The sequence below is a fragment of the Gordonia prachuapensis genome (assembly GCF_036350515.1).
Classification (GTDB): domain Bacteria; phylum Actinomycetota; class Actinomycetes; order Mycobacteriales; family Mycobacteriaceae; genus Gordonia; species Gordonia prachuapensis.
Map to the genome: position 1 here is coordinate 25435 of NZ_JAZDUE010000017.1, position 25001 is coordinate 50435.

General features: G+C 68.5%; 24 protein-coding genes. 21 read left to right on the top strand and 3 right to left on the bottom strand.

Annotated features, from left to right (window positions below):
• Positions 1-12: 12 nt before the first annotated feature.
• Positions 13-525: an inorganic diphosphatase gene (locus V1Y59_RS18830; RefSeq protein ID WP_330506496.1), complete on the bottom strand. Its 513-nt coding sequence runs from the start codon at positions 523-525 to the stop codon at positions 13-15.
• Positions 526-721: 196 nt separating this feature from the next.
• On the opposite strand from V1Y59_RS18830, the gene dacB reads away from it, so the two are divergent.
• From dacB to tilS, 3 genes are read left to right on the top strand one after another with little or no spacing between them, the layout of a single operon-like run.
• Positions 722-2062 carry a D-alanyl-D-alanine carboxypeptidase/D-alanyl-D-alanine endopeptidase gene (dacB, locus tag V1Y59_RS18835; protein WP_330506497.1) on the top strand — a complete coding sequence of 447 codons (1341 nt, stop codon included), beginning with the start codon at positions 722-724 and terminating at the stop codon, positions 2060-2062.
• Complete coding sequence (locus tag V1Y59_RS18840; RefSeq protein ID WP_330506499.1) at positions 2059-3138, top strand: zinc-dependent metalloprotease; 1080 nt, start codon at positions 2059-2061, stop codon at positions 3136-3138. The genes dacB and V1Y59_RS18840 overlap by 4 nt, the downstream gene beginning before the upstream one ends.
• Complete coding sequence (gene tilS / locus V1Y59_RS18845) at positions 3117-4067, top strand: tRNA lysidine(34) synthetase TilS (protein WP_330506501.1); 951 nt, start codon at positions 3117-3119, stop codon at positions 4065-4067. The genes V1Y59_RS18840 and tilS overlap by 22 nt, the downstream gene beginning before the upstream one ends.
• A gap of 144 nt (positions 4068-4211) precedes the next feature.
• Here the strand turns inward: tilS and V1Y59_RS18850 are convergent, their stop codons facing one another.
• On the bottom strand, positions 4212-4928 hold the full coding sequence (locus V1Y59_RS18850) for a DUF8020 domain-containing protein (RefSeq protein ID WP_330506502.1): 717 nt from the start codon (positions 4926-4928) through the stop codon (positions 4212-4214).
• Positions 4929-5266: 338 nt separating this feature from the next.
• Here V1Y59_RS18850 and hpt point away from each other — a divergent pair, with 338 nt between their 5' ends.
• From hpt to lysS, 15 genes are all read left to right on the top strand, one after another.
• Positions 5267-5830 (top strand): hypoxanthine phosphoribosyltransferase, encoded by a 564-nt coding sequence (gene hpt, locus V1Y59_RS18855; protein WP_330506503.1) that lies wholly within the window; start codon positions 5267-5269, stop codon positions 5828-5830.
• Between the two features lie 194 nt (positions 5831-6024).
• The gene (ftsH, locus tag V1Y59_RS18860; protein WP_330506504.1) at positions 6025-8511 is read left to right on the top strand and encodes an ATP-dependent zinc metalloprotease FtsH; all 2487 of its coding nucleotides are present in this window, start codon (positions 6025-6027) and stop codon (positions 8509-8511) included.
• A gap of 92 nt (positions 8512-8603) precedes the next feature.
• Positions 8604-9221 carry a GTP cyclohydrolase I FolE gene (folE, locus tag V1Y59_RS18865; protein WP_330506652.1) on the top strand — a complete coding sequence of 206 codons (618 nt, stop codon included), beginning with the start codon at positions 8604-8606 and terminating at the stop codon, positions 9219-9221.
• 17 nt (positions 9222-9238) lie between these two features.
• Positions 9239-10156, top strand: a complete 918-nt coding sequence (gene folP / locus V1Y59_RS18870) for a dihydropteroate synthase (protein WP_330506505.1) — start codon at positions 9239-9241, stop codon at positions 10154-10156.
• The gene (gene folB / locus V1Y59_RS18875; protein ID WP_330506506.1) at positions 10156-10530 is read left to right on the top strand and encodes a dihydroneopterin aldolase; all 375 of its coding nucleotides are present in this window, start codon (positions 10156-10158) and stop codon (positions 10528-10530) included. The genes folP and folB overlap by 1 nt, the downstream gene beginning before the upstream one ends.
• Positions 10527-11054, top strand: a complete 528-nt coding sequence (folK, locus tag V1Y59_RS18880; RefSeq protein ID WP_330506508.1) for a 2-amino-4-hydroxy-6-hydroxymethyldihydropteridine diphosphokinase — start codon at positions 10527-10529, stop codon at positions 11052-11054. Before folB ends, folK begins: the two co-directional genes overlap by 4 nt.
• Positions 11051-11584, top strand: a complete 534-nt coding sequence (locus V1Y59_RS18885) for a DUF3180 domain-containing protein (RefSeq protein ID WP_330436228.1) — start codon at positions 11051-11053, stop codon at positions 11582-11584. The genes folK and V1Y59_RS18885 overlap by 4 nt, the downstream gene beginning before the upstream one ends.
• An 85-nt stretch (positions 11585-11669) precedes the next feature.
• A complete protein-coding gene (locus V1Y59_RS18890; RefSeq protein WP_330506510.1) occupies positions 11670-12818 on the top strand; it encodes a DUF6779 domain-containing protein in 1149 nt (382 codons plus the stop codon).
• 156 nt (positions 12819-12974) lie between these two features.
• A complete protein-coding gene (locus V1Y59_RS18895) occupies positions 12975-13976 on the top strand; it encodes a Rossmann-like and DUF2520 domain-containing protein (RefSeq protein WP_330506512.1) in 1002 nt (333 codons plus the stop codon).
• Positions 13973-14890, top strand: coding sequence for a pantoate--beta-alanine ligase (gene panC / locus V1Y59_RS18900; RefSeq protein WP_330506514.1), 918 nt, complete (start codon positions 13973-13975; stop codon positions 14888-14890). Before V1Y59_RS18895 ends, panC begins: the two co-directional genes overlap by 4 nt.
• A 29-nt stretch (positions 14891-14919) precedes the next feature.
• A complete protein-coding gene (panD, locus tag V1Y59_RS18905; RefSeq protein WP_330506515.1) occupies positions 14920-15345 on the top strand; it encodes an aspartate 1-decarboxylase in 426 nt (141 codons plus the stop codon).
• 15 nt (positions 15346-15360) lie between these two features.
• A complete protein-coding gene (locus tag V1Y59_RS18910; RefSeq protein ID WP_330506517.1) occupies positions 15361-16164 on the top strand; it encodes a type III pantothenate kinase in 804 nt (267 codons plus the stop codon).
• A 247-nt stretch (positions 16165-16411) separates the two neighbouring features.
• On the top strand, positions 16412-16852 hold the full coding sequence (locus tag V1Y59_RS18915; RefSeq protein WP_330506519.1) for a rhodanese-like domain-containing protein: 441 nt from the start codon (positions 16412-16414) through the stop codon (positions 16850-16852).
• Between the two features lie 43 nt (positions 16853-16895).
• Positions 16896-18350: an aldehyde dehydrogenase family protein gene (locus V1Y59_RS18920; protein WP_330506520.1), complete on the top strand. Its 1455-nt coding sequence runs from the start codon at positions 16896-16898 to the stop codon at positions 18348-18350.
• Positions 18351-18536: 186 nt separating this feature from the next.
• The gene (gene lysS, locus V1Y59_RS18925; protein WP_330506522.1) at positions 18537-20078 is read left to right on the top strand and encodes a lysine--tRNA ligase; all 1542 of its coding nucleotides are present in this window, start codon (positions 18537-18539) and stop codon (positions 20076-20078) included.
• 19 nt (positions 20079-20097) lie between these two features.
• Here lysS and V1Y59_RS18930 read toward each other — a convergent pair whose 3' ends face one another.
• Positions 20098-21657 (bottom strand): FadD3 family acyl-CoA ligase, encoded by a 1560-nt coding sequence (locus V1Y59_RS18930; protein ID WP_330506524.1) that lies wholly within the window; start codon positions 21655-21657, stop codon positions 20098-20100.
• Between the two features lie 43 nt (positions 21658-21700).
• Between V1Y59_RS18930 and V1Y59_RS18935 the strand changes: the two genes are divergently transcribed.
• From V1Y59_RS18935 to V1Y59_RS18945, 3 genes are read left to right on the top strand one after another with little or no spacing between them, the layout of a single operon-like run.
• The gene (locus tag V1Y59_RS18935) at positions 21701-22969 is read left to right on the top strand and encodes an acyl-CoA dehydrogenase family protein (protein ID WP_330506525.1); all 1269 of its coding nucleotides are present in this window, start codon (positions 21701-21703) and stop codon (positions 22967-22969) included.
• Positions 22966-23787 carry an SDR family oxidoreductase gene (locus V1Y59_RS18940; protein WP_330506526.1) on the top strand — a complete coding sequence of 274 codons (822 nt, stop codon included), beginning with the start codon at positions 22966-22968 and terminating at the stop codon, positions 23785-23787. Before V1Y59_RS18935 ends, V1Y59_RS18940 begins: the two co-directional genes overlap by 4 nt.
• 22 nt (positions 23788-23809) lie before the next feature.
• Complete coding sequence (locus V1Y59_RS18945) at positions 23810-24973, top strand: acetyl-CoA C-acetyltransferase (protein WP_330506527.1); 1164 nt, start codon at positions 23810-23812, stop codon at positions 24971-24973.
• Positions 24974-25001 lie beyond the last annotated feature (28 nt).

Sequence of the window (25001 nt, forward strand, 5' to 3'; positions counted from 1 at the left end):
GCGTTGAGGCGACTACCCCCGGCTCGGCTCGTTGGCCTCTTCCGGATGAGTCTTGAGGCGCTCGACGGCCGCCTTGGCGACCTGCTCGGCCTCGGCCTTGCCGACCCAGCCGCCGGGCTCGACCTCCTTGCCCGGCTCGAGGTCCTTGTAGTGCTCGAAGAAGTGGGCGATGGGTCCGAGTTCGAACTCACTGACGTCGGTGATGTCCTGGATGTGATCCCAGCGGGTGTCGCCGGCCGGGACGCACAGCAGCTTGTCGTCGCCGCCGGCCTCGTCGGTCATCGTGTACATGCCGACGATCCGGGCGCGGACGATCACCCCGGGGAACACGGACTCGGGCAGCAACACCATGGCGTCGAGCGGATCGCCGTCCTCGCCGAGCGTGCCGTCGATGTAGCCGTAATCGGCCGGATAGCCCATCGAGGTGTACAGATAGCGGTCGAGGTAGATCTTGCCGTTCTCGTGATCGACCTCGTATTTGTTACGGCAGCCCTTGGGGATCTCGATGGTCACATCGAATTCCACGGTTCCTCCTGGCACTTGATCGCTGGTGGTGACGGCAGCCGACGAGCAGTCGCCTGCGCAGATCGCCTCAACGATACTGTGAGGGCACAACGGGGGTCGGACCCCACGGGCGATTACCGGAGGTTCACAGGGAGTGCGGCGCGGATCGACAACCGGAGACAGCACATCGGGCCGTTCGCTCCGTTCACGGCGGGGCGTGCTGTGGACGATCATCTCGGTGGTCATCGTCGCCCTCATCGGGGCCGGCGCGGTGGTGGTGGCCCTGCAGATCGACGCATCCGACCAACTGCCACCCGGCATCCCACCGCAACCCGCGGCGATCACGGTGAATCCGCAGATCAGGGCGGTGCCACCGAATGCTCCCGAACCCACGCCGACCGGGGTGCAGCAGGCGATCGCCGACGCCGTCCGTGACCCCGCGTTGGGCGAGTTCACCGGCGAGATCAGCGACGCACTGACCGGCCAGACCCTGTGGTCGGAGTCGCCCACCGAGCCGCGCGTCCCCGCCTCGAACGCCAAGATCCTGACCGCCGCGGCGGCACTGTTGGACCTGCCACATGATCAGCGGATCACCACGACCGTCGTCGCCGGCCCCGACGGGCAGGTGATCCTCAAGGGCGCCGGTGACCCGACGCTGTCGGCGCAGCCGACCGGGGCGGACACCTTCTATACCAACCCGGCACGCATCGCCGACCTGGCGGCGCAGATCCGGGAGGCCGGCATCGACGTGACGTCGGTGGCCGTGGACACCAGCGCCTTCACCGGGCCGACCATGGAACGCACGTGGGAAGACGCCGACATCGCCGGCGGTGACATCACCCCGATCGAGTCCCTCATCGCTGACGGCGGGCGTATCGAACCGCTCGACGAGTACTCCCCGCGCGTGGCCGACCCGGCGATCACCGCCGGTGAGGCGCTCGCCTACGCCCTCGGCGTCGACGCCCCCGTCACCGAGCAGACCGCATCCGGCGGTGGACAGGTGATCGCCCAGGTGCAGTCGGCGCCCCTGGTCGCCCGCGTCAACGACATGATGCGCCTGAGTGACAACGTGCTGGCCGAGACGCTGTCCATCGAACTGTCCGTCGCCCAGGGCGGTCCCGCGTCCATCGCGGGCGGGGTGGCGGCCATCGAGAGCTCGTTGGCGCGACACGGTTTCGACATGTCCGCGGTCACCCTGCGCGACGCGTCCGGCCTGTCCTACGCCAACCGCGTCCCGGCCACCGTGCTCGACACCCTGATGGGCGCGGCCGCCGGACCGGCGCAGCCCCTGATGCGTTCGCTGCTCGACGGCCTGCCGGTCGCCGGCGGCACCGGGACGCTGACCGACCGGTTCGATCCCGAGACGAACCCGGGCGCCGGATGGGTGCGCGCCAAGACGGGAACACTCACCGGAGTCAGTTCGTTGACCGGGATAGTCCAGACGATCGACGGTCGAGTGCTGGCGTTCGCCCTGATGTCCGGTGGCACGTCACCGGCCGATGCGCGGCCCGCCCTCGACGACGTGGCCGGCGAGCTCAGGGAATGCGGGTGCCGATGAACAGCAACGAGACCACTCTCGAACAGGTCGACACCGAATCGATCGGCGCGCGTATCGACTGGGGACTGGCGGCCGCGACGGGCAAACGGTTGTCGCGTCCCGGTCCGAAGACCACCGCCTACACACTCGACGCCGCACACGCCGAACTCGCCGACGCCGCCACCCGCGCGGAGGCGCCGGTGCGTGAGGTCACCGGACTCGCCGACGGACTCCGCGTGCCCACCACCCGCATCCTCGACCGCGAGGAATGGGTGGAGGCCGCCGCGCAGTCGATGCAGTCGATGCTCGGCCTGGACGGGACACCCGCCGACGACTCGGTGCTCGGTGGACTCTCGGCGAAGGTGGGCGGCGTGCAGGCCGGCGGGCTGCTCGCGTTCCTGTCGGGAGCGATCCTCGGGCAGTACGACCCGTTCACCCCGGACCCGGACACCGGCGATCCGGGTGTGCTGATGGTGGTGGCGCCCAACATCATCGCCGTCGAGCGGTCATTGCGGGTGGTGCCCAGCGACTTCCGGTTGTGGGTGTGCCTGCACGAGGTGACCCACCGCGTCCAGTTCTCCGCCAATCCATGGCTGCGCCAGTACATGGTGGACAACCTGGAGATCCTCACCGCCGACTCCGGCGAATCGACCGGCGAGATCGTCGGGCGCATCACCGAGACCCTGCGCGGCGACAAGCCCCGCGAGAAGGGTGTGCTCGGCGCGATGCAGCTGCTGCAGACGCCCGAACAGTACGAGGCGTTCAACCGGATGATGATGCTCGGCACCCTGCTCGAGGGGCACGCCGATCACGTCATGGACGCCGTCGGTCCCGCGCACGTGCCGACGGTGGCGACGATCCGGCAGGCCTTCGACAAACGACGCACCGCGCCCCGCAACCCCGTGCAGCGCATCATCCGAGCCCTGATCGGCATGGATGCCAAACTGGCGCAATACATTCGGGGCAAGGCCTTCGTCGATGAGGTGGTCGACGCGGTCGGTATGGAGCGGTTCAACACCATCTGGACGTCGCCCGAGACGATGCCGCGTCCCGACGAGATCGACGAGCCGCGCCGATGGATGCAACGGGTGCTGTAACCCGCGCCGTCACCGAGTTCGCAGCGCACCACCCCGACCTCGGACGCGAGGTGTGTGTCGGACTCTCCGGCGGACCCGATTCGCTCGCGCTGCTCGCGTGCGCCCTGCGCGCCGACCTCCACGTGCACGCCCTCGTCGTCGACCACGGACTGCAACCCGGATCGGATGCGGTCGCGTCCGCGGCAGCCGACGCGGCACTCGCGCTCGGTGCCGAGGCGACGGTGCTACCGGTGCGGGTCGGTTCCGACGGCGGGATGGAGGCGGCTGCCCGCACCGCCCGGTACGCAGCACTCGACGACGCCCGCGACGGGCGGCCGGTGCTGCTGGCCCACACCGCCGACGACCAGGCCGAAACCGTACTGCTCGGCCTCGCCCGCGGTTCGGGAGCACGGTCGATCGCCGGGATGCGCGCCTGGAACCCGCCGTGGGGGCGGCCCCTGCTGGATGTGCGGCGCGCGCAGACCCTCGCCGCCTGTGCCGAACTCGGCCTTCGACCCCACCACGATCCGCACAACCGCGATCCGCGGTTCACCCGTGTGCGGGTGCGCAGCGAGGTGCTGCCGCTGCTCGACGACGTCCTGCACGGGGGTGTCGTCGAGGCTCTGGGTCGCACCGCCGACTCGCTACAGGCCGACAACGACGCGCTCGACGCCCTGGCCGACGACCTGCGCACCCGGGCAGCCGTCGGCGACGACCTCGACGCCGAGGTTCTCGCTGTCGCTCCCGCGGCGGTGCGTACCCGGGCGCTGCGCTGCTGGCTGCTCGACGTCGGCGCTACCGAGCCCACGCACCGGGTGATCGGCGCCGTCGACGCCATGGTCACCGACCGACGTTCGCGTGCCCAGGTGGCGATCGGCGGCGACCCGGCCGCGCGGACCGTCGTGGTGCGCTCCGACAGCCGGTTGCGCGTCGAGCGCACGCCACGCTGACGCTGCGCTCAAGTTCTGGCCGCAGTTCCAGGGTCTGGCCGCAGTTCCGGCTCCAAGCCGGAACCTGAAACTGCGGCCAGAACTCCAGACACGATGACGGCCCGCCTCGTCGAAACGTTGAGGCGGACCGTCGGGGTGGATGGTCTAGTTCCTCGGTGGGACGAAGGGGGAGTTGATGGTCTCGAAGTACTGGATGGCCGCGACGATCAATGTTCCTCCGCCGCCCAGGGCCAGGCCGATGATCCCGCCGATGCCGGCGCCGAGGGGAATAAACGGAAGGCATCCGACGACGATTCCGCCTGCGCATCCGAGGACGCCACCGACTATCGCACCGAGGACTGTTCCCACCAGCTGCGCGATCGTGAAGCCCGCACCGAGTGTCTGATTGAACCGCGCCAACGCCTGATCATCTCTCTCCTGCTTGGTTCGAGGTCCGTCGACTTGCTTCGTGGCGGCCTCGACCCGTAACGGCTCCACCTCGGCCGGACTGACCGGATTCGCCCGCGACAGGTCACGAGAAGGTATCAGCGTGGCGGAATTGCCGACGGTTTTGGCATCGATCGGAAATTGCTGATATTCCTTTCGATAGCTCAGCGGCATTTGAAATGCCGTCGCACCTGCGGAATTGCGAATCGCGAGCACGCCGTTCGCGGTGCTGATCGTGCCGTTGTGAACGGTGATCGTGAATGACGACGGTGTCGTATGAATGTCGTACGTCGTGGGCGCCGATCCGGTCGGCACCGCCTGCGCGACCCCGGCGAATGCCGTAAAAGCCACAGTGACAAGAGAAATGATGGTCAGGAGTCGGAGCGGGGCGCGAAAGCCTCGATGGGAGACGCGGGCGCCGGTGGCTGCGTTCATCAAAGGGTGGTCTTTCCGGTCGACGGCTCCCGCGAGGAGCCTGGGTGAGTGTTCGGTGTTCAACAATCTCGTTCGCGGAACAAAAGACCAGGCCCCCAATAAATCAATTCGCCGCGAACGGATTCACTTTCACAAATTAATGTTCCCTGCTGGAGAAAAATGTGTCGCGTGTGAGTCATGTTGTCATTCGTGATCTGAGTGTGATCAGTGACACGCCGGTCCCACAATTCGCTGTCCTACAAATGACGTACGCGCGCGCGACCGCCGCCGGGCGGCCTTTGGGCGGCGAAGCGGCGGTTGGGAGCGAGCGGCGCCGCGCGGCATGACAAGCTTGAGGCGTGCAGTCCGCAGATGGGTACGGCGACGACATCGAAGCGATCCTCATCACCGAGGATCAGATCAAGCAACGAACACAGGAGTTGGCCGACTCGGTGGCCGCCCGCTATGCGGACATCGAGCAGGATCTGGTCCTGATCGGCGTCCTCAAGGGGGCGGTCATGTTCATGACCGACTTCGCGCGGGCGTTGCGCATCCCATCGCAGATGGAGTTCATGGCGGTGTCGAGCTACGGGTCCTCGACGTCGTCGTCGGGCGTGGTGCGCATTCTCAAGGACCTCGACCGCGACATCACCGGTCGCGACGTCCTCATCGTCGAGGACATCATCGACTCGGGCCTCACCCTGTCGTGGCTGATGAAGAACCTCGCGACCCGATCACCTCGATCGCTCGAGGTCTGCACCCTGCTCCGCAAACCCGAAGCGGTCCGCTCGCCGGTCGACGTCGCCGATGTCGGCTTCGACATCCCGAACGAATTCGTCGTCGGCTATGGCCTGGACTACTCGGAGCGCTACCGCGATCTGCCCTTCATCGGGCGGTTGCGGCCGTCGGTCTACCAGAACTGACCCTCACCAGGGGTGAGATGCCTCGCAGGCGGGCGCGGAACAGTTTTCCCTGGATGTTCGTTGACCGGTAGCCTCTAGAAATACGGACAGTCGCGCGGCGCGTCGCGCGGCCGGCCACGACGTCGACCGGGAAGGACAGTGGGAACGGCGCGGACGCAGGTCGTGAGGCCGGGTCCCGACCACCACCAACAGGCATGAACCGAAAGTCAGTCTTCCGCAACCTCGCCATCGTGGCGTTGATCGTGCTCGCCCTGTGGGGCTGGAGCGTGATGCGTGACTCGGGCCGCGAATTCCAGTCCGTGGACACCTCGGTCGCATTGACGCAGCTCAACGTGAAGAACACCGAGCGCATCGACATCGACGACCGGGAACAGACGCTGCGGATCGAGCTGACGAACCCGATCCAGGTCGACGGCACCGACGTCACCAAGATCAGCACCCAGTACCCGGCGGCGGCCGGCGAACAGGTCTTCGACTCGGTCACCCAAACGGGCGCGCCGTATCAGACGCACGTCAACGAACAGTCCGCGCTCTGGCAGATCCTCATCTTCATCCTGCCGATGCTGCTGCTGTTCGGTCTGTTCTTCTTCGTGATGAACCGCATGCAGGGCGGCGGCCGTGGCGGCGTGATGGGCTTCGGCAAGTCGAAGGCCAAGCAGCTGACCAAGGACATGCCCAAGACCACCTTCGCCGACGTCGCCGGCGCCGACGAAGCGGTCGAGGAACTCTACGAGATCAAGGACTTCCTCCAGAACCCGACGCGCTACCAGGCGCTCGGCGCCAAGATCCCCAAGGGCGTGCTGCTGTTCGGTCCGCCCGGCACCGGTAAGACCCTGCTCGCCCGGGCCGTCGCCGGCGAGGCCGGGGTGCCGTTCTTCACCATCTCCGGCTCCGACTTCGTCGAGATGTTCGTCGGTGTCGGCGCCTCCCGCGTGCGTGACCTGTTCGAGCAGGCCAAGAACAACAGCCCCTGCATCATCTTCGTCGACGAGATCGACGCCGTCGGCCGCCAGCGTGGCGCCGGCCTCGGCGGTGGACACGACGAGCGTGAGCAGACCCTCAACCAGCTCCTCGTCGAGATGGACGGCTTCGGCGACCGCTCCGGCATCATCCTGATCGCCGCGACCAACCGCCCCGACATCCTCGACCCGGCCCTGCTGCGGCCCGGCCGCTTCGACCGGCAGATCCCCGTCGGCAACCCCGACATCGCCGGCCGCCGCGCCATCCTCAAGGTGCATGCCGCAGGCAAGCCCATCGACGCCGACGCCGACCTCGACGGCCTGGCCAAGCGCACCCCCGGCATGTCCGGCGCCGACCTCGCCAACGTCGTCAACGAGGCGGCGCTGCTCGCCGCGCGCGAACACAAGGACACCATCACCGCCGAGATGCTGGAAGAAGCGGTGGATCGCGTCATCGGCGGCCCGCGCCGCAAGAGTCGCATCATCAGTGAGCACGAGAAGAAGGTCGTCGCCTACCACGAGGGTGGACACACCCTCGCCGCGTGGGCGATGCCCGACCTCGACCCGATCTACAAGGTGACCATCCTGGCCCGCGGCCGCACCGGCGGTCACGCCCTCGCGGTGCCGGAGCAGGACAAGGACCTGATGACGCGATCGGAGATGATCGCGCGTCTCGTCATGGCCATGGGTGGTCGTGCCGCCGAGGAACTCGTGTTCCACGAGCCGACCACCGGTGCATCGTCCGACATCGACCAGGCCACCAAGATCGCGCGTGCGATGGTCACCGAGTACGGCATGAGCGCCAAGCTCGGCGCCGTCCACTACGGCCAGGAACAGGGCGATCCGTTCCTGGGTCGTTCGATGGGGAACCAGGCGTCGTACTCGGCCGAGATCGCCAGCGAGATCGACGAGGAGGTGCGCCGGCTGATCGAGGCCGCGCACACCGAAGCGTGGGCGATCCTGTCGGAGTACCGCGACACCCTCGACATTCTCGCCACCGAGTTGCTCGAGAAGGAGACGCTGACCCGCAAGGATCTCGAGCAGATCTTCTCCGAGGTGCACAAGCGTCCGCGGATCACCACGTTCAACGAGTTCGGCGACCGCACCCCGAGTGACAAGCCGCCGGTGAAGACGCCGGGCGAACTGGCGATCGAGCGAGGCGAGCCGTGGCCGCCGGAGCCCGTGCAGCCCCAGCCCGTTCCGGAGCCGGTCGGCGCCGGCGGCCCCGGCGGGCCCCCCGGCAGCGGCCCCGGATACCCGAGTCCGACTCCCGGGCAGTCGTATCCGCCGTCCTACCCGCCGCAGTCGGCTCCCGGCTACGGTCCCTACGGCGGTCAGCAGGCCCGGCCGGACAGCTATCCCGGTCAGCCGACCCACGGCACCCGTCCCGACTACGGCGCACCCCGCGACTGGTCGGCCCCCGGCTGGCCTCCGCAGGACGCCCCGCAGGGACCGAACGGCTCGGGCGGATACGGTGGCGGAAACAATGGCGGCAACGGTTCCGGTCACGGTGGCCCTGTGCAGGGCGGTCCCCGGCACGGGTCCGGCGCCAACGGTTCCGGCGATCACGGTCAGTACGGCAACGGCGGCTACGGCAACAGTGGCCCCGGCAACGGCGGCTACGGGAACGGTGCCAACGGCTACGGCCCCTACGACGGCGGTCCTCAGGCTGGTGGGCCGAATGACGCCGGCCCGGCCGATCCCGGCACCGAGAACCGGTGACAGCCACCACGGCCGACCAGCGTTCATAGAACGGACCAGATGACACGATGACGATCAGCGAACAGCACCACACGGACCTCGGATCTGAAGGCATGGGTGGCGACGGCGTGGACGAGTTCGCCCCGCGCACCCCGGCCGGGCGGCACTTCGACCAGCCGCGCGCCGAGGCGGCGGTCCGGGAATTGCTGATCGCCGTCGGCGAGGATCCGGACCGGGAGGGCCTGCAGCGCACCCCGACCCGCGTCGCCAACGCCTATCGCGAGATGTTCGCGGGTCTCTACACCGATCCGAGCGAAGTGCTCGCCACCGTCTTCGAGGAGAACCACGACGAGTTGGTGCTCGTCAAGGACATCCCGATGTACTCGACCTGCGAACACCACCTCGTCTCGTTCCACGGGGTCGCCCACGTCGGTTACATCCCGGGCGAGAGCGGGCAGGTGACCGGGCTGTCGAAGCTGGCGCGGGTGGTCGACCTGTACGCCAAGCGGCCGCAGGTGCAGGAGCGGCTGACCAGTCAGATCGCCGACGCGATCGTCAAGCGGCTCGATCCGCGCGGCGTCATCGTGGTCATCGAGGCCGAGCACCTCTGCATGGCGATGCGCGGCATCCGCAAGCCGGGCGCCAAGACCACGACGTCGGCGGTGCGGGGTCTGTTCAAGACCAGTGCGGTCTCCCGCGGTGAAGCCCTCGACCTGATCTCGCGGACCTGAGCGACCACATCGACCCGATGCGCCTGGATGCCGATCGCACCCTCGTGATGGGGGTCATCAACGTCACCGCCGACTCCTTCTCCGACGGTGGCCGCTACCTCGACCTGGATGCGGCCATCGCCCACGGCCACGAACTGATCGCGCAGGGCGCAGATCTGATCGACATCGGCGGCGAATCGACCCGGCCCGGCGCCACCCGCGTCGACCCGGACGTGGAGGCGGCCCGCGTGGCACCCGTCATCAAAGGGCTCGCCGGTGCCGGCGTCCCGATCTCGGTGGACACCATGCGTTCGGCCGTGGCCGAAGCGGCCATCGAGGCAGGGGTCACCATCATCAACGACGTATCCGGGGGACGCGCGGACGCCGACATGGCCCGCGTCGTCGCCGAGTCGGGACTGCCGTGGATTCTGATGCACTGGCGTCCCATCGACCGGGTGAGCCAGCGGGCCGGCGCCACCTTCACCCACGGCATCGACGACGCCGGCGGCTACCGCGACGTGGTCGCCGAGGTCAGCGGCGAACTCCTCGCGCAGGTCGACGCCGCGGTCGCCGCAGGCGTCGACCCCGACCGCGTCATCCTGGACCCGGGCCTGGGTTTCGCCAAGACCGGCGACCACAACTGGGCACTGCTGCACGCGCTGCCCACCCTGGTCGGGCTCGGTTTCCCGGTCCTCATCGGTGCGTCGCGCAAGCGGTTCCTCGGCACACTGCTCGCCCACGGTGGCGATCACGGCGCTGGCGAGCCCCGCCCGGCAGCCGGGCGGGAGATCGCCACGGCTGCCATCTCGGCGCTGGCGGCAGCAGAAGGGGCGTGGGCGGTTCGGGTCCACGACGTGCAGAAGAGTCGCGACGCGATCGCGGTGGCCAGCGCCTGGCGCGCCGGTGGGCAACGCGGAAAGCCGAACGTTCAACACAGCGCAGGAGTCACGGACTGATGGCCGATCGGATCGAGTTGCGGGGACTGGTCGTCCGGGGCAACCACGGGGTGTTCGAACACGAGCGTCGCGACGGCCAGGACTTCATCCTCGACATCGTCCTGTGGATCGACCTCGCGCAGGCAGCCGCATCCGACGACCTCGCCGACACCGTGGACTACGGCGCGCTGGCCCAGCGTGCCCACGATATCGTCGCCGGACCGCCCCGCAATCTGATCGAGGCGGTCGGCGGCGAGGTCGCCGACGACATCATGGATGACGAGCGCATCGCCGCCTGCGAGGTCACCGTGCACAAGCCGTCGGCGCCCATCCCGCTGCAATTCGCCGACGTCGCCGTGGTCACCCGCCGTTCGCGGAAGTCGATGGGCCGATGATCCGGTCGCGTGCGGTGCTGTCGGCCGGCTCCAACGTCGGCGACCGGCTCGACCACCTGACCACGGTCGTCGAGCGGCTCGCCGACGACCTCGTCGCGACGTCGGCGGTCTACTCGACACCCCCATGGGGCGGCGTCGAACAGGACGACTTCTACAACATCACGCTCATCGTCGAGGGTGCGAAACGTCCCGACGACTGGCTCGAGATCTGCCACGAGCTCGAGCAGTCCGCCGACCGGACCCGCGAAATACGTTGGGGGCCCAGAACTCTCGATGTGGATGTGATCTCGGTCAGCTATGACGGTGAGGTTGTCCGCAGCGACGATCCGGACCTGCTCCTTCCGCATCCCCGCGCAGTCGAACGCGCCTTCGTGCTGGTGCCCTGGCTGGCGATCGATCCCGAGGCTGCCCTGTGGACCCCGGAGGGCGTGCGGCCCGTCGCCGACCTGGTCGAGCACCTCGATGCCGACGAACGCGCCGGCGTGCGGCCGGTCGCCGATCTCCCGGGGGTGGGGCCACGGTGACCTCGCCGAAACGGCCGCCGGAGGAGAACCAGGACGAAGAGCCCGGTCTCGGCCCGACCCGGCTGCGTGACCTCGCGCTGATCGCCGGCGTCGTCGCGGTGGTGGCGTGGATCCTGGTCCGCTACAACTACGGCAGCCTGCCGCCGATGCCGCTGCTGGCCGGCCTCGTCCTCTACATTCTCGCGGCGTTGGAGGCGGTGATCGCGTTCGTCGTCCGCGCGCGGGTGGCCTCCCGCGACGTCGGGCGCGCCCGCGGTCAGCTGCACCCGTTGACCGCGGCGCGGGTGTTCGCTTTGGCGAAGTCGTCGGCGATCCTCGGTGCGATCGCGGTCGGGGTGTGGGCCGGGCTGCTCGTCTACCTCGCCACCCGGCATGATCTCGCAGCGGCCCAACACGACCGGCCCGGCGCGATCGTCGGACTCATCGGCGGCGTCCTCCTCGTCGCCGCTGCGCTGTGGCTCGAATACTGTTGTCGCGCACCCGACGACCCCACCGACGAGGCCGTCGGACGGCACCCGGGCCACGCCTGACCTCGCGTGAGTCGCGGTCCGGCGATTCGTGACTCTCCGCCGAGGTTGGGCAATATCGGTGCGATCAGGCGGTATGTTCACGGACATGACGACCTCGAACGGCCGTTCCACGGAGCCGCGGCGCTCCGGTAGATCGGTGGGACAGTGGCTGCTGGGTCTGCTCATCGTGCTGGCCATCGCCGCCAGCATCCTCATGGTGTTCACCGACCAGTTGTCGATCAGCGGGTCACTGGCTGTGATCGCGGCCCTGTGGGCGGCCGTGATCGGGGCGATCCTCGTCACGAAGTTCCGTCGCCAGGCCGAGAGCGCGGAGGCCAAGAGTCGTGATCTCCGGCTGGTGTACGAACTCCAGCTCGAACGGGAGATCGCCGCGCGACGCCAGTACGAGCTCGACGTGGAGACCACCGTCCGCAAAGAGGTGAGCGCCGAGGCGAACCAGGAACTCGCCGACCTCAAGGCGCAGGTGCTCGCGTTGCGCTCCAGCCTCGAGATGCTACTCGGCGAGTCGCTGCCGGAGCACCGCGCGGCCCTGCCGAACGAGAAGCTGCGCGAGCTGGCGTCCGGCATCGGTCAGCCTGAGGGATACGGCCACGGATTCGGCGGCTACGGCACCGACGACAGCGTGCGGGCCGCACAGGACTTCGCGACGACCGCCCCTGCCACGGACATCGGCCGCCGCGTCCCGGACCGTGACATGGCAGATGTGGATCCGAACGAGATGACCGAGGTGATCCCGGTCATCACCGACGACGCACCGATCTCCGGCCGGATCGCCACCGAGGTCCCGGACGCCGGCGTCGACGAGCACGTCGAAGACGCAATCCTGGCCGACGACGAAGACGCCCTGCGCGACGCCGCCCCGGCAGGACCCGGGACCGGCGCGGGACCGCAGGGTTACGTCGACGAGGCGCCGACCGACGAGTGGCCGCCCACCCCCGAACCGGAACGGGCCGTCGAGCCCGAACCGACCGTCGAACCCGCGCCTGCCGTCGAAGCCGAACCTGTCGAATACGAGCCCGCCGAGGCCGCCACTCCCGCTGACGAACCCGCTGCCGTCCCCGGACGTCACGAAGGCACCGGTGACGAGGTGAGCCCGGTGCTGCAGGGAAGGCGTCGTCGCCGTGCCGATGATGGCGAAAGCGCACACTCGGCCGGACTGCCCGTCTCCGAACTGCTCAGCCAGCTGCGTGGATCCGGCGCACCCGGTGGCGGGCGCCGCCGACGCGAGGACTGAGACCCGCCCCAAACACATCGCGATGCCCGCCCGGCCGGGGCGCGGTGAACCCTGTCACAGGTGTTGGCCCCGCGCCCGCCGGACGAACTACTCTTGCTCTGCAACGTCTGGTACCCGAGCTCAGCCGGGACTGGAACTGATCAGCGGAGGACAGTGGTGACCTCACCGAGCGATGAACTCGGCCCGTCGGGGCGGCCTGGCGCTGCCCCCTACCTGTCCGGCGTCTCCAACCTGCCCGCCCCGGCCCGCCTGACCGTCGGGATCATCTCCGCCGGGCGCGTCGGCACCGCCCTCGGCGCCGCCCTCGAACAGGCCGGCCATGTCGTCGGCGCCGTCCTGGCCCGCTCGGAGGCGTCTCGGCGCCGCGCCGCGGAACGCCTGCCCGAATCGGAGATCCTCGACCTCGCCGGCGTCGTCGCGCGCGCGGAACTGCTGATCCTCGCTGTCCCCGACGCCGCGCTCGCCGACGTGGTCGCCGACGTCGCGCGCAGCGAAGCCCTTCGACCGAACACCCTCGTCGCCCACACCGCGGGCGCAACCGGCGTGGCCGTGCTGGCGCCGCTCGCCGACCTCGGGGCGTTGCCCCTCGCGATTCATCCGGCGATGACCTTCGTCGGCTCCGAGGAGGACACCACCCGGCTGCGGCAGGCATGTTTCGGCGTGACCGCAGCCGATGAGGTCGGGTACGCGATCGCGCAGTCCCTGGTCCTCGAGATGGGTGGGGAGCCGGTGCGGATCGCCGAGGCCGACCGCGTCCTGTATCACGCGGCGCTCGCGCACGGCGCGAACCACCTCGTCACCCTCATCACCGACGCGGTTGCCGCCCTCAACGCCGCGATCGAAGGCCATGACGGCCAGTCGGCACGGGCCACCGCGACCGTGGACGGCAGCGCCACCATGCTCGCCGAACGCATCCTCGGACCGCTCGTCACCGCGTCCCTGCGCAACGTCCTCGAGTTGGGGCCGCGCGCGCTCACCGGTCCCGTCGCCCGCGACGACGCGGCCGCCGTCGCCGATCACCTCGCCGCGCTGCGCACCCTGCCCGCCGACCGGGCCGGGGCGACCGGTATCGCCGAGGCCTACCGGGTGATGGCGCGCCGGACCGCCGGCCACACCGATGCGTCGGCCGATCTGCTCGCCGTGCTGGAGGCATCATGACCGGCGGACTCGACGGCACGTCCTTCGTGCCCGGAGAACTCACCGTGCATCGCGACCCGACGGTGCTGCATCGCGTGAGCCAGGCGCTGCGTCGCGCCGGCAAGAGGGTGGTCTTGGTACCGACGATGGGCGCGTTGCACGCCGGTCACCTGGAACTCGTCCGTGCCGCCAAGGCCAAGGGTGACGCGGTGGTCATCGTGTCCATCTTCGTCAACCCGTTGCAGTTCGGTGCCAACGAGGATCTCGACGCCTATCCGCGGACCTTCGACGCCGACTGCGCGCTGCTGCGATCGGTGGGCGTGGAACTCGTGTTCGCCCCCACCGTCGCGCACATGTATCCGCACGGGCAGCGCACCCTGGTCCAGCCCGGGCCGGCCGGCGCTGTGCTCGATGGGCTTTCGCGGCCGACCCACTTCGCCGGGATGCTCACGGTGGTGCTCAAGCTGCTGTCGATCGCGTCGCCGCACGCCGCTTTCTTCGGCGAGAAGGACTACCAGCAGCTCGTGCTCATCAAGCAGATGGTGGACGACCTGAACATCGACGTCGACGTGGTCGGTGTCCCGACGGTGCGCGAGTCGGACGGGCTCGCGATGTCGTCACGTAATCGCTACCTCGATGAATCCCAACGAGAACTCGCCACCACCCTGTCGGCGGCACTGGTCGCCGGCGCCCACGCGGCGGCCGGTGGCCGGGACGCGATCCTCGCCGCCGCCCAGTCCGTCCTCGACGCCCACTCCGAGATCGACGTGGACTATCTCGCACTGACCGGCCGGCTGCTCGATGACCCGCCGGAACGCGGCGACGGACGCCTGCTCGTCGCGGCCCGAATCGGCCCGGCCCGCCTCATCGACAACGTCGGCGTCGCCATCGGCACCGGCTTCGCCGGCCGCGACCCCGAACCAATCGACCACTGATCACCCCGACGAAAGGGAAAGCACACACCATGTTCCGCACCATGATGAAATCAAAGATCCACCGGGCCCGGGTCACCCAGGCCGACCTGCACTACGTCGGGTCGGTCACCATCGACCAGGATCTGCTCGACGCGTCCGACCTGCTCGAGGGCGAACAGGTCACCATCGTCGACATCGACAACGGCGCCCGCCTCGAGACCTATGTCATCGCCGGTGAACGAGGCTCCGGCGTGATCGGGATCAATGGTGCCGCAGCACATCTCGTCCATCCCGGCGACCTGGTGATCATCATCGCCTACGGCATCATGAACGAGCAGGAACTGCGCGACTACTCGCCGTCGGTCGTCTTCGTCGATGATCACAACCGCGTCCTGGAGGCCGGGACCGATCCCGCGCGCGTCCCCGCCGGTTCCGGTCTGCGCGACCCGCGCGAGCTCGTCGACACCCGCGCCTAGGAAACCTCACCCACGATGCTGCTCACCGTCGACGTCGGGAACACCAACATCCATCTCGGCGTCTTCGCCGGAGCGGGTGATCACGCGACCCTGGTGCGCGACTGGCGCATTCACACCGAGCCCAATCTCACGTCCGACGAACTGGCACTCCTCATCCGTGGTCTGCTCGGGCGCGACGTCGACCAGGTGACCGGTGTCGCCGCGCTGTCCACGGTGCCGTCGTTGCTACGTGAGCTGCGGGTGATGGTACCGCGCTATTTCGGCGACGGGCATCACCATCTGCTGCTGGAACCCGGTGTGCGGACCGGGGTTCCGCTACTCGTCGACAACCCGAAGGAAGTCGGCACCGACCGTGTCGCCAACTGCGTTGCGGCTCATCACAACTACCCGAAAGGTCCGTGCATTGTCGTGGCCTTCGGGACCGCGACGGTCGTGGACGCGATCTCCGCGAAAGGCGAGTTCCTCGGCGGCGCTATCGCTCCGGGCGTCGACCTGGCGGTGGAGGCGCTGTCCGAGCACACCGTCACCGTCCGAAAGGTCGAGCTGATGCCGCCCCGCAGCGTCCTGGGCAAGAACACCGTCGAGGCCCTGCAGTCGGGCATCCTGTACGGCTTCGCCGGGCAGGTGGATGCCCTGGTCGACCGGGTCCGCGACACCGTCGACGGGTTCGACTCCGACGACGTGACCGTGGTCGCGACCGGCTACCTCGCCCCGCTGATGTTCGACGAGTGCGAAACCCTCACCGAGCACCACCCGCACCTGACCCTCGACGGTCTCCGGCTGGTCCACGAGCGGTCCAAGCAGCAGCGTCGTCGCTGAGTCGTGGTTACAACCGCTGGTCGAGTAGTCCGAGCCGCTAGGCGAGGGCGTATCCGCCGGATTGAGCCTGTCGAAATCGAGACCTCGTGACCTCGCGAGTACCGAGGTCTGGCGGCAGACCACTATCTGTGGCACACTGTTCGCCGTGATCAAGAGCTGTCTGGAGTGTTGTCAGGGCTGAGTTCCGCATCTGCGGCCGCCCTCCTTCGACGACCCCCGCTCGCTTCGATCACTCCCAGGACACCTCATGACCGCCGTGCTCGGCACCCTCGCCACTGAATCCGTCACCCTCGATCCCACCGTTGCCCAGGCAACCGCTGCACCGCTGTCGGCGCAGGCCGCCGACTACGCGATGCTCGTCGCCACCGGCACCACCCCGGTCGACGTCCGCAGCCAGCGCAAGCGCGACGCCGACGGCGTACTCTCCGGCGCCTTGGCCATCGACGCAGCAGAGATCCTCACCCGCCTCACCCCGGGCAGCGACGAGTCCCTGACCAGTGCAGACGCCGACGCGCGGTGGTTGCTCATCAGCGACGACGGCCACGAAGCCGAGTGGCTGGCGTGGCATCTGCAGGCGCGCGGGATCACCGGCGCCGTCTTCGTCGTCGGCGGCTTCCGCGCTCTGCGCCGCGCCCGGGTGGTCGGCACCATCAGCGAGCAGGAACTCGCGGCTATCTCAGCCCACTGAATCCCTCCACACCGAGTCGTCCCGAGCTTCTATCGTCGGGTACATGACCACCACGACGACTCCCTGGGACGGCAAGATCTTCGACGGCAGCTGGATCGACGGCGGCGCCGGGACCATCGACGTCACCGCGCCCGCCACCGGCCACAGCATCGCCACCGTCGGCGGCGCGAACATCGACGACCTGCGCGCCGCGGTCACCAAAGCGACCGCCGCACAACGCGAGTGGGCGTCGCTCCCGTACACCGAGCGTGCGGCGGTGATGAGCCGCGCGTCGGCCCTGCTCGCCGCCGACCCCGACCGGCTGACCCGCTGGCTCGTCCCCGAATCCGGCTCCGGCCAGGGCAAGGCGGCATTCGAGGCCGGCCTGGTCACCTCCGAGCTGGCCGAGGCCGCCGGTCTCGCGTCGCAGCCGTTCGGACAGGTGCTGCGCAGCATGAAGCCCCGCATGTCCATCGGCCGATACGTGCCGATCGGCATCGTGGGGGTGATCAGCCCGTTCAACTTCCCAGCCATCCTGTCGATGCGGTCGGTGGCGCCGGCACTGGCCGTCGGCAACGCGGTCATCCTCAAGCCCGACCCGCGCACCCCGATCTCCGGGGGCCTGGCACTCGCCGACCTCCTCGCCGAGGCGGGCCTCCCTGATGGCCTGCTGCACGTCCTGCCCGCCGGCGCCGACGTCGGAGCCGAGCTGGTCACCCACCCCGACATCGGCTGCATCTCGTTCACCGGCTCCACCCCGGCTGGACGCAAGATCGGCCAAGCAGCCGCCCCGCTGCTCAAGAAGGTGCACCTCGAACTCGGCGGCAACAATGCGCTGCTCGTCCTCCCGGACGCCGACCTCGACGCCGCGGCATCGGCGGGCGCCTGGGGTTCGTTCCTGCATCAGGGCCAGATCTGCATGACCGCCGGGCGGCACCTGTTGCCGTCCGACCTCGCCGCGTCCTACACCGGCAAGCTCGCCGACAAGGCCGACGCCATACCGGTCGGTGACCCCACCGACCCCGCCAACGCGCTCGGCCCGATCATCGACCGCGGTCAGCTCGAGCGGGTCGACGACATCGTCCAGTCGACGGTGCGTGGCGGTGCGACACTCGCGGCCGGCGGCACCTACGACGAGCTGTTCTACCGGCCCACCGTCCTGGCCGACGTCTCACCGGACGCACCCGCGTTCACACAGGAGATCTTCGGACCGGTCGCGCCGGTGGCCACCTACGACACCGTCGACGAGGCGATCGACATCATCAACTCGTCGGAGTTCGGGTTGTCGGTGTCGATCCTCACCGGCAACGCCCTGCGTGCCTACGAACTGGCCGACCGCATCCGGTCGGGCGCGATCCACATCAACGACCAGACCGTCGACGACGAGGCCGTTGCGCCGTTCGGCGGAACGAAGGCGTCCGGAACCGGCGGGTACTTCGGGTCGTCGGTGAACCTGGACACCTTCTGTGACCTGCAGTGGGTGACGATGCAGGCAGACATCGAGCGATATCCGTTCTGACATTGGCGCGCGGGTCGTCTCCGGTCCGGCGGGTCGTCCCTGTTCCCGCGGGCAGTCGACGACCCGCGCCACCCGAACCGACTCGCTCCACCCGATCCGACCCGCGTCAGCACGGACCGAGTTGCCGAGTTGCCGCCCAGCCACCGGACTAGGGTCGGGACGTTCGGTTCCGATAGGGTTTCCGGCGTGAGCAACACCCCGACCACGCAGAACGCGCCCGCAGACGCCGACGACAACGCCCCGGAGCAGCTCCGGATCCGTCGCGAGAAGCGCGAGGCGATCCTGAGTGAGGGGCGCGAGGCCTACCCGGTCTCCATCGCTCGGACCCACAGTCTCTCGGAGATCCGCACCACGTTCCCCGATCTCGAGGCCGGGACCGAGACCGGACAGGTGGTCGGTGTCGCGGGCCGGATCATCTTCCTGCGGAACAAGGGCAAGCTCTGCTTCGCCACGCTGCAGGAGGGCGACGGCACCCAGCTGCAGGCGATGATCAGCTTCAACGGGGTGGGCGAGGACGCGCTCGCCCGATGGAAGGCCGAGGTGGATCTCGGTGACATCGTCTTCGTGCACGGTCAGGTCATCAGCTCCCGCACCGGCGAGCTGTCGGTGATGGCCGACATGTGGGAGATGGCGTCGAAGGCGTTGCGTCCCTTGCCGATCGCGCACAAGGAGATGAACGAGGAGACCCGGGTTCGGCAGCGCTACGTCGATCTCATCATGCGTCCGGAGGCCCGCGAGACCGCCCGGACCCGCATCGCGGTCATCTCGGAGCTGCGAAATGCGTTGGCGCGACGTGACTTTCTCGAAGTCGAGACGCCCATGCTGCAGACGCTGCACGGTGGCGCGGCGGCGCGGCCGTTCGTGACCCATTCCAACGCCTTCGACATCGATCTCTACCTCCGGATCGCGCCGGAGTTGTTCCTCAAGCGTTGCATCGTCGGCGGCATCGAGCGGGTCTTCGAGATCAATCGCAACTTCCGCAACGAGGGTGCGGACTCCACGCACTCGCCGGAGTTCGCGATGCTCGAGACCTATCAGGCCTACGGCACCTACGACGATGCCGCAGTGATGACACGTGAACTCGTGCAAGAGGTTTCGCAGGGTGCGCTGGGCACGCTGACACCGGTGATGGCCGACGGAACCGAATACGACCTGTCCGGTGAGTGGACGTCGCTCCAGATGTACCCGTCGCTGTCGGAGGCGCTGGGGGAGGAGATCGTCCCGGACAGCGGCGATGCCGGGACGAGCGTCGACGAACTGCTGTCGATCGCCGCACGCGTGGGTCTGGAGATCCCGAAGGACAAGGGCTACGGCCACGGCAAGATCGTCGAAGAGCTGTGGGAGCACATGGTCGGGGAGAAGCTCGACCAGCCGGTGTTCATCCGCGACTTCCCGGTCGAGACATCACCGTTGGTCCGTGCCCACCGCTCGGTGCCCGGCGTCGTGGAGAAGTGGGACCTCTACGTGCGCGGTTTCGAGCTGGCCACCGGCTACTCCGAACTCGTCGACCCGGTGATCCAGCGCGAGCGATTCGTCGACCAGGCGAGGCTGGCCGCCGCAGGAGACGACGAGGCGATGCGCCTCGACGAGGAGTTCCTCACCGCGATGGAATACGGCATGCCGCCCACCGCGGGAACCGGCATGGGCATCGACCGGCTGCTCATGGCGCTCACGGGTCTCGGCATCCGGGAGACCATTCTGTTCCCGCTGGTCAAGCCGCGCAACTGAGCGCGAGTTCGACAGTGGGTCAGGCGAGTTCGCGTTTCAGTATCTTACCGGCGGCGTTGCGCGGGAAGGCGTCGACGAACACCACCGAGCGGGGCACCTTGAAGTTCGCGAGATGTTCCTTGGCGTAGGCGATCACGGCGGCCTCGTCGAGGTCGCTGCCGTCGCGGACCGTCAGATACGCCCGCCCGACCTCACCCAGACGCTCGTCGGACACGCCGACCACGGCCGACTCGGTGACACCGTCGAGCCGGGCCAGGGCCTGTTCGATCTCGGCCGGATAGACGTTGAATCCGCCGCAGATGTACATGTCCTTGAGGCGATCGGTGATCTTCAGGTTGCCGCGTTCGTCGATGGTGCCGATGTCGCCGGTGTGTAGCCAGCCGTCCTCGTCGATGGTCTCCTTGGTGGCGGCCGGGTCGTCGAGGTAACCGCGCATCACCATCGTGCCGCGCGCCAGCACCTCGCCCTCCTCGGACAGCCTGATCTCCATGCCGTCGAACGCACGACCACAGGTGTTGGCGACCGTCTCGTCGTCGTCGTCCGGGGTGCAGGTGGAGACGAACCCGCTGGCCTCGGTCAATCCGTAGGCGGTGATCACCGTGTCCACGCCGAGTTCGTGCTGCAGGCGTTCGACGAGTACGACCGGCACGATCGCCGCGCCGGTCACCACCAGTCGCAGCGACGACAGATCGTGGCCGCTGCGGGCGGGGTCGTCGAGGATGGTCTGGAAGATCGTGGGCGCGCCGGGGAACACGGTGGCGCGCTGCTTCTCGGCGAGCTTCATCGCCTCGGTCGGCGAGTAGACCGCGAGCGGGATCATCGTCACCCCGAACAACACGCACGGCAGAATGCCCGCCTTGTAGCCGAACGTGTGGAAGTACGGGTTCACCATGAGATACCGGTCGTCGTCGGACAACTGTCCGTTGGCGCCCCACGCGCGCGAGCCGGCGACCGTCTGGTGGTGCTCGGCCAGGACGCCCTTCGACTTGCCGGTCGTCCCGGAGGTGAACAGGATGTCCGAGATGTCGTCGGGAGCCACCGCGTCCGCACGGCTTTCGGCTTCACGACGCGACTCATCGGTGGCGCGGTCGAGGAAGTCCGCCCAGGACACCGCCCCTTCGGGCACAACCGACGATTCGTTGAGCGTGACCCCGACGACGACGTCGGGCATGGTTTCGCGGTGATCGCTCATCAGCTCGGCGAGGTGATCGCTGCCGAGGAACTCGCCGGACACGATCGCCGTTTTGGCGTCCGAGCGTTCGATGATCTCGATCGCCTCACCCGCGGTGTATCGGGTGTTGAGCGGCACCAGCGTCGCTCCGGCATGGTGGACGCCGAGCGCCGCGATCGGCCAGTGGTAGCTGTTCGGGGACCAGATGGCCACGCGGTCGCCCGGCTGAATACCGGAGGCGACGAGTGCGCCGGCGAAGGTGACCACCGCTGCGGAGAGCTCCGACCACGTGAGCGCGACGTGAGGGCTGTCCGTGGACGACCATTGGTCGTCGACGATGGCGATCTTCTCCGGCCAGGTCCGCACCGCCCGACGCAGGGCAGCCGGAGTCGTCACAATCGGCTCCATACGCCCCAACCTAGCACTTGCTTGGTGAGTTATGCTAGCGGTCATGACCTCGATCAACCTCGCCGACCGGGCCGTCGACCTGGGTGAATGGGCGAGATCCGTGCCCGACGCGGACGAGCAGTTCGCCGTCGCGGTACGCGAGTGGCTCGAGAAGAACCTCACCGGCGAGTTCGCCGATCTGAAGGGACGGGGCGGTCCGGGCAGTGAGCACGAGTTCTTCGAAGGCCGGCTCGCCTGGGATCGCCATCTCGCCGCCGCCGGCTGGACCTGCCTCGGATGGTCCACCCGCTACGGCGGCCGCGGCGCCACGCTCGATCAGCGAATCATCTTCCATCAGGAGTACGCGCGGGCCAACGCGCCCGCGCGGGTCAATCACCTCGGCGAGGAACTCCTCGGCCCCACCCTGATCGAGTACGGCACCGAGGAGCAGAAGCAGCGGTTCCTGCCCGGGATCGTCGACGTGACCGAACTGTGGGCCCAGGGGTACTCCGAGCCCGGCGCCGGTTCCGACCTCGCCGGGGTGTCCACGACCGCGCAACTCGACGACAGCGGTGAGCGATGGGTCGTCAACGGGCAGAAGGTGTGGACGTCGCTCGCGCATGTCGCGCAATGGTGTTTCGTCATCTGTCGCACCGAGAAGGGCTCCCAGCGGCACAAGGGCCTGAGCTTCCTGTTGGTGCCCCTCGACCAGCCCGGCGTCAGCGTGCGGCCCATCCAGCAGCTCACCGGGACCTCGGAGTTCAACGAGGTGTTCTTCGACGATGCGGTCACCGACGCCGACCTCATCGTCGGCGAGCCGGGGGAGGGCTGGAAGGTCGCGATGGGGCTGCTTCAGTTCGAGCGGGGTGTCTCCACACTCGGCCAGCAGGTCGGCTTCGAGCGTGAATGGCGCGAACTCGTCGACATCGCCCAGGCCAACGGCGCGGTGGACAACCCCGAGATCGCCACCCGTCTGACCCGATCGTGGATCGGACTGAAGGTCATGCGCGCCAACGCCCAGCGCACACTCGCCGGCGACATCGTCTCCGAGGCCGGCGCGGCATCGGTGTCGAAGTTGTTGTGGGCCAATTGGCATCGGGATCTCGGTGAGCTGGCGATGTCGATCGTCGGCCCACGGTCACTCCTCGGGCCCACGCACACCGTCGAAGGCGTCGCCAACGACATCACCGACCCCGACCACGTCGAACTCGACGAATGGCAACGACTCTTCCTGTTCACACGCGCGGACACCATCTACGGAGGTTCGAACGAGGTGCAACGCAACATCATCGCCGAGCGGGTGCTCGGCCTACCCCGGGAGGCCCGACAGTGACGGAATCGACCATCTCCCAGCAGCGCTCACCGCTGTCCGACCCACCGGCGGAGACGCCCGGGCACGGCCTGTTGCTCGGCCGCAAGGTCGTGGTGACCGCCGCCGCCGGGACCGGCATCGGCTTCGCCACCGCCCGCCGGGCCCTCCTCGAGGGCGCCGACGTCGTGATCAGCGACTGGCACGAACGCCGCCTCGGTGAGGCCCGGGACGCGCTCGCGTCGGAGTTCGCCGACCAGACGGTCGGCCAGATCGTGTGCAACGTGCAGGAGTCCGCCGATGTCGACGCCCTGATCGACTCCGCCGCAAGCGAACTCGGACGAATCGACGTCCTGGTGAACAACGCCGGCCTCGGTGGCGAGACGCCGGTCGCCGACATGACCGACGACGAATGGGATCGGGTCGTCGACATCACCCTCAACGGCACCTTCCGCGCGACCCGCGCCGCGCTTCGGTACTTCCGCGGTGTCGAGCACGGGGGAGTCATCGTCAACAACGCCTCGGTCCTGGGGTGGCGAGCGCAGCGTGGGCAGGCGCATTATGCCGCGGCGAAGGCCGGCGTCATGGCGTTGACCCGATGCTCGGCGGTCGAGGCGGCCGACTTCGGCGTGCGGATCAACGCAATCGCGCCGTCGATCGCCAAGCATCCGTTCCTGGCGAAGGTGACCAGCGACGAACTGCTCGACGAACTGGCTTCGCGCGAAGCGTACGGCCGCGCCGCCGAGGTCTGGGAGGTCGCCGCCACGATCGCCATGCTCGCCAGCGACTACACCACCTATCTCACCGGCGAGGTCGTCTCGATCTCCAGCCAGCGTGCCTGAAAACAGAATCGGAGTCCGGATCATGACATCGTCCACACCTACGGCCTACATCGTCGACGCCATCCGCACGCCCGTCGGCAAGCGCAACGGGTCGCTCGCCAAGACCCACCCCGCCGACCTGGGGGCACACATCATCAAGTCACTGGTCGATCGCACGGGTATCGACCCCGAGGTGGTGGACGACGTGGTGTTCGGCTGTGTCGATGCGATCGGTCCGCAGGCCGGCAACATCGCCCGCACCGCCTGGCTTGCCGCGGGATTGCCGCTGGCTGTTCCCGGTACGACGGTCGACCGCCAGTGCGGGTCGTCGCAGCAGGCCATCCACTTCGCGGCGCAGGGCGTCATGAGCGGGACGCAGGATGTCGTCGTCGCGGGCGGTGTGCAGAACATGAGCGCCATCCCGATCTCGCAGGCCATGATCGCCGGGCAGGAACTCGGATTCACCACTCCCACCGCAGAATCCGCCGGGTGGCGGGAACGCTTCGGCGACGCCGCCATCTCCCAGTTCAACGGTGCCGACATGATGGCCAACAAATGGGACATCTCGCGCGAGGACATGGAGCGGTGGGCGCTGCAGTCACACGAACGCGCTCGTGCCGCGATCGCCGAGGGCCGGTTCGACAACGAGAACGTGCCGCTCGGGGACTGCGTCGTCGACGAATGCCCGCGCGAGACGTCGATGGAGAAGATGGCCGGACTGCAGCCGCTGGCCGAGGGATCTCGGTTGACCGCGGCCGTGTCATCGCAGATCTGCGACGGCGCATCGGCCACCCTGGTGGTCTCGGAGAAGGCCCTCGAGGAGTACGGCCTGACCCCGCGGGCCCGTATCCACCACATGTCGGTGCGTGGCGACGACCCGGTGATGATGTTGTCGGCGCCGATCCCGGCCACCGCGTACGCCTTGGCGAAGACCGGCCTGAGCATCGACGACATCGACGTGATCGAGATCAACGAGGCCTTCGCGTCCGTCGTACTCGCGTGGCTCAAGGAAACCGGAGCCGACCCGGCGAAGGTCAACCGCAACGGCGGGGGGATCGCCCTCGGTCACCCGCTCGGCGCGACCGGGGCCAAGCTGTTCGCCACCCTGCTCAACGAACTCGAACGGACCGGCGGCCGGTACGGCCTGCAGACGATGTGCGAGGGCGGCGGCACGGCGAACGTCACCATCATCGAGCGCCTGGGGTGAGGCGGGGGCCGCATCTGAAAACCCATGT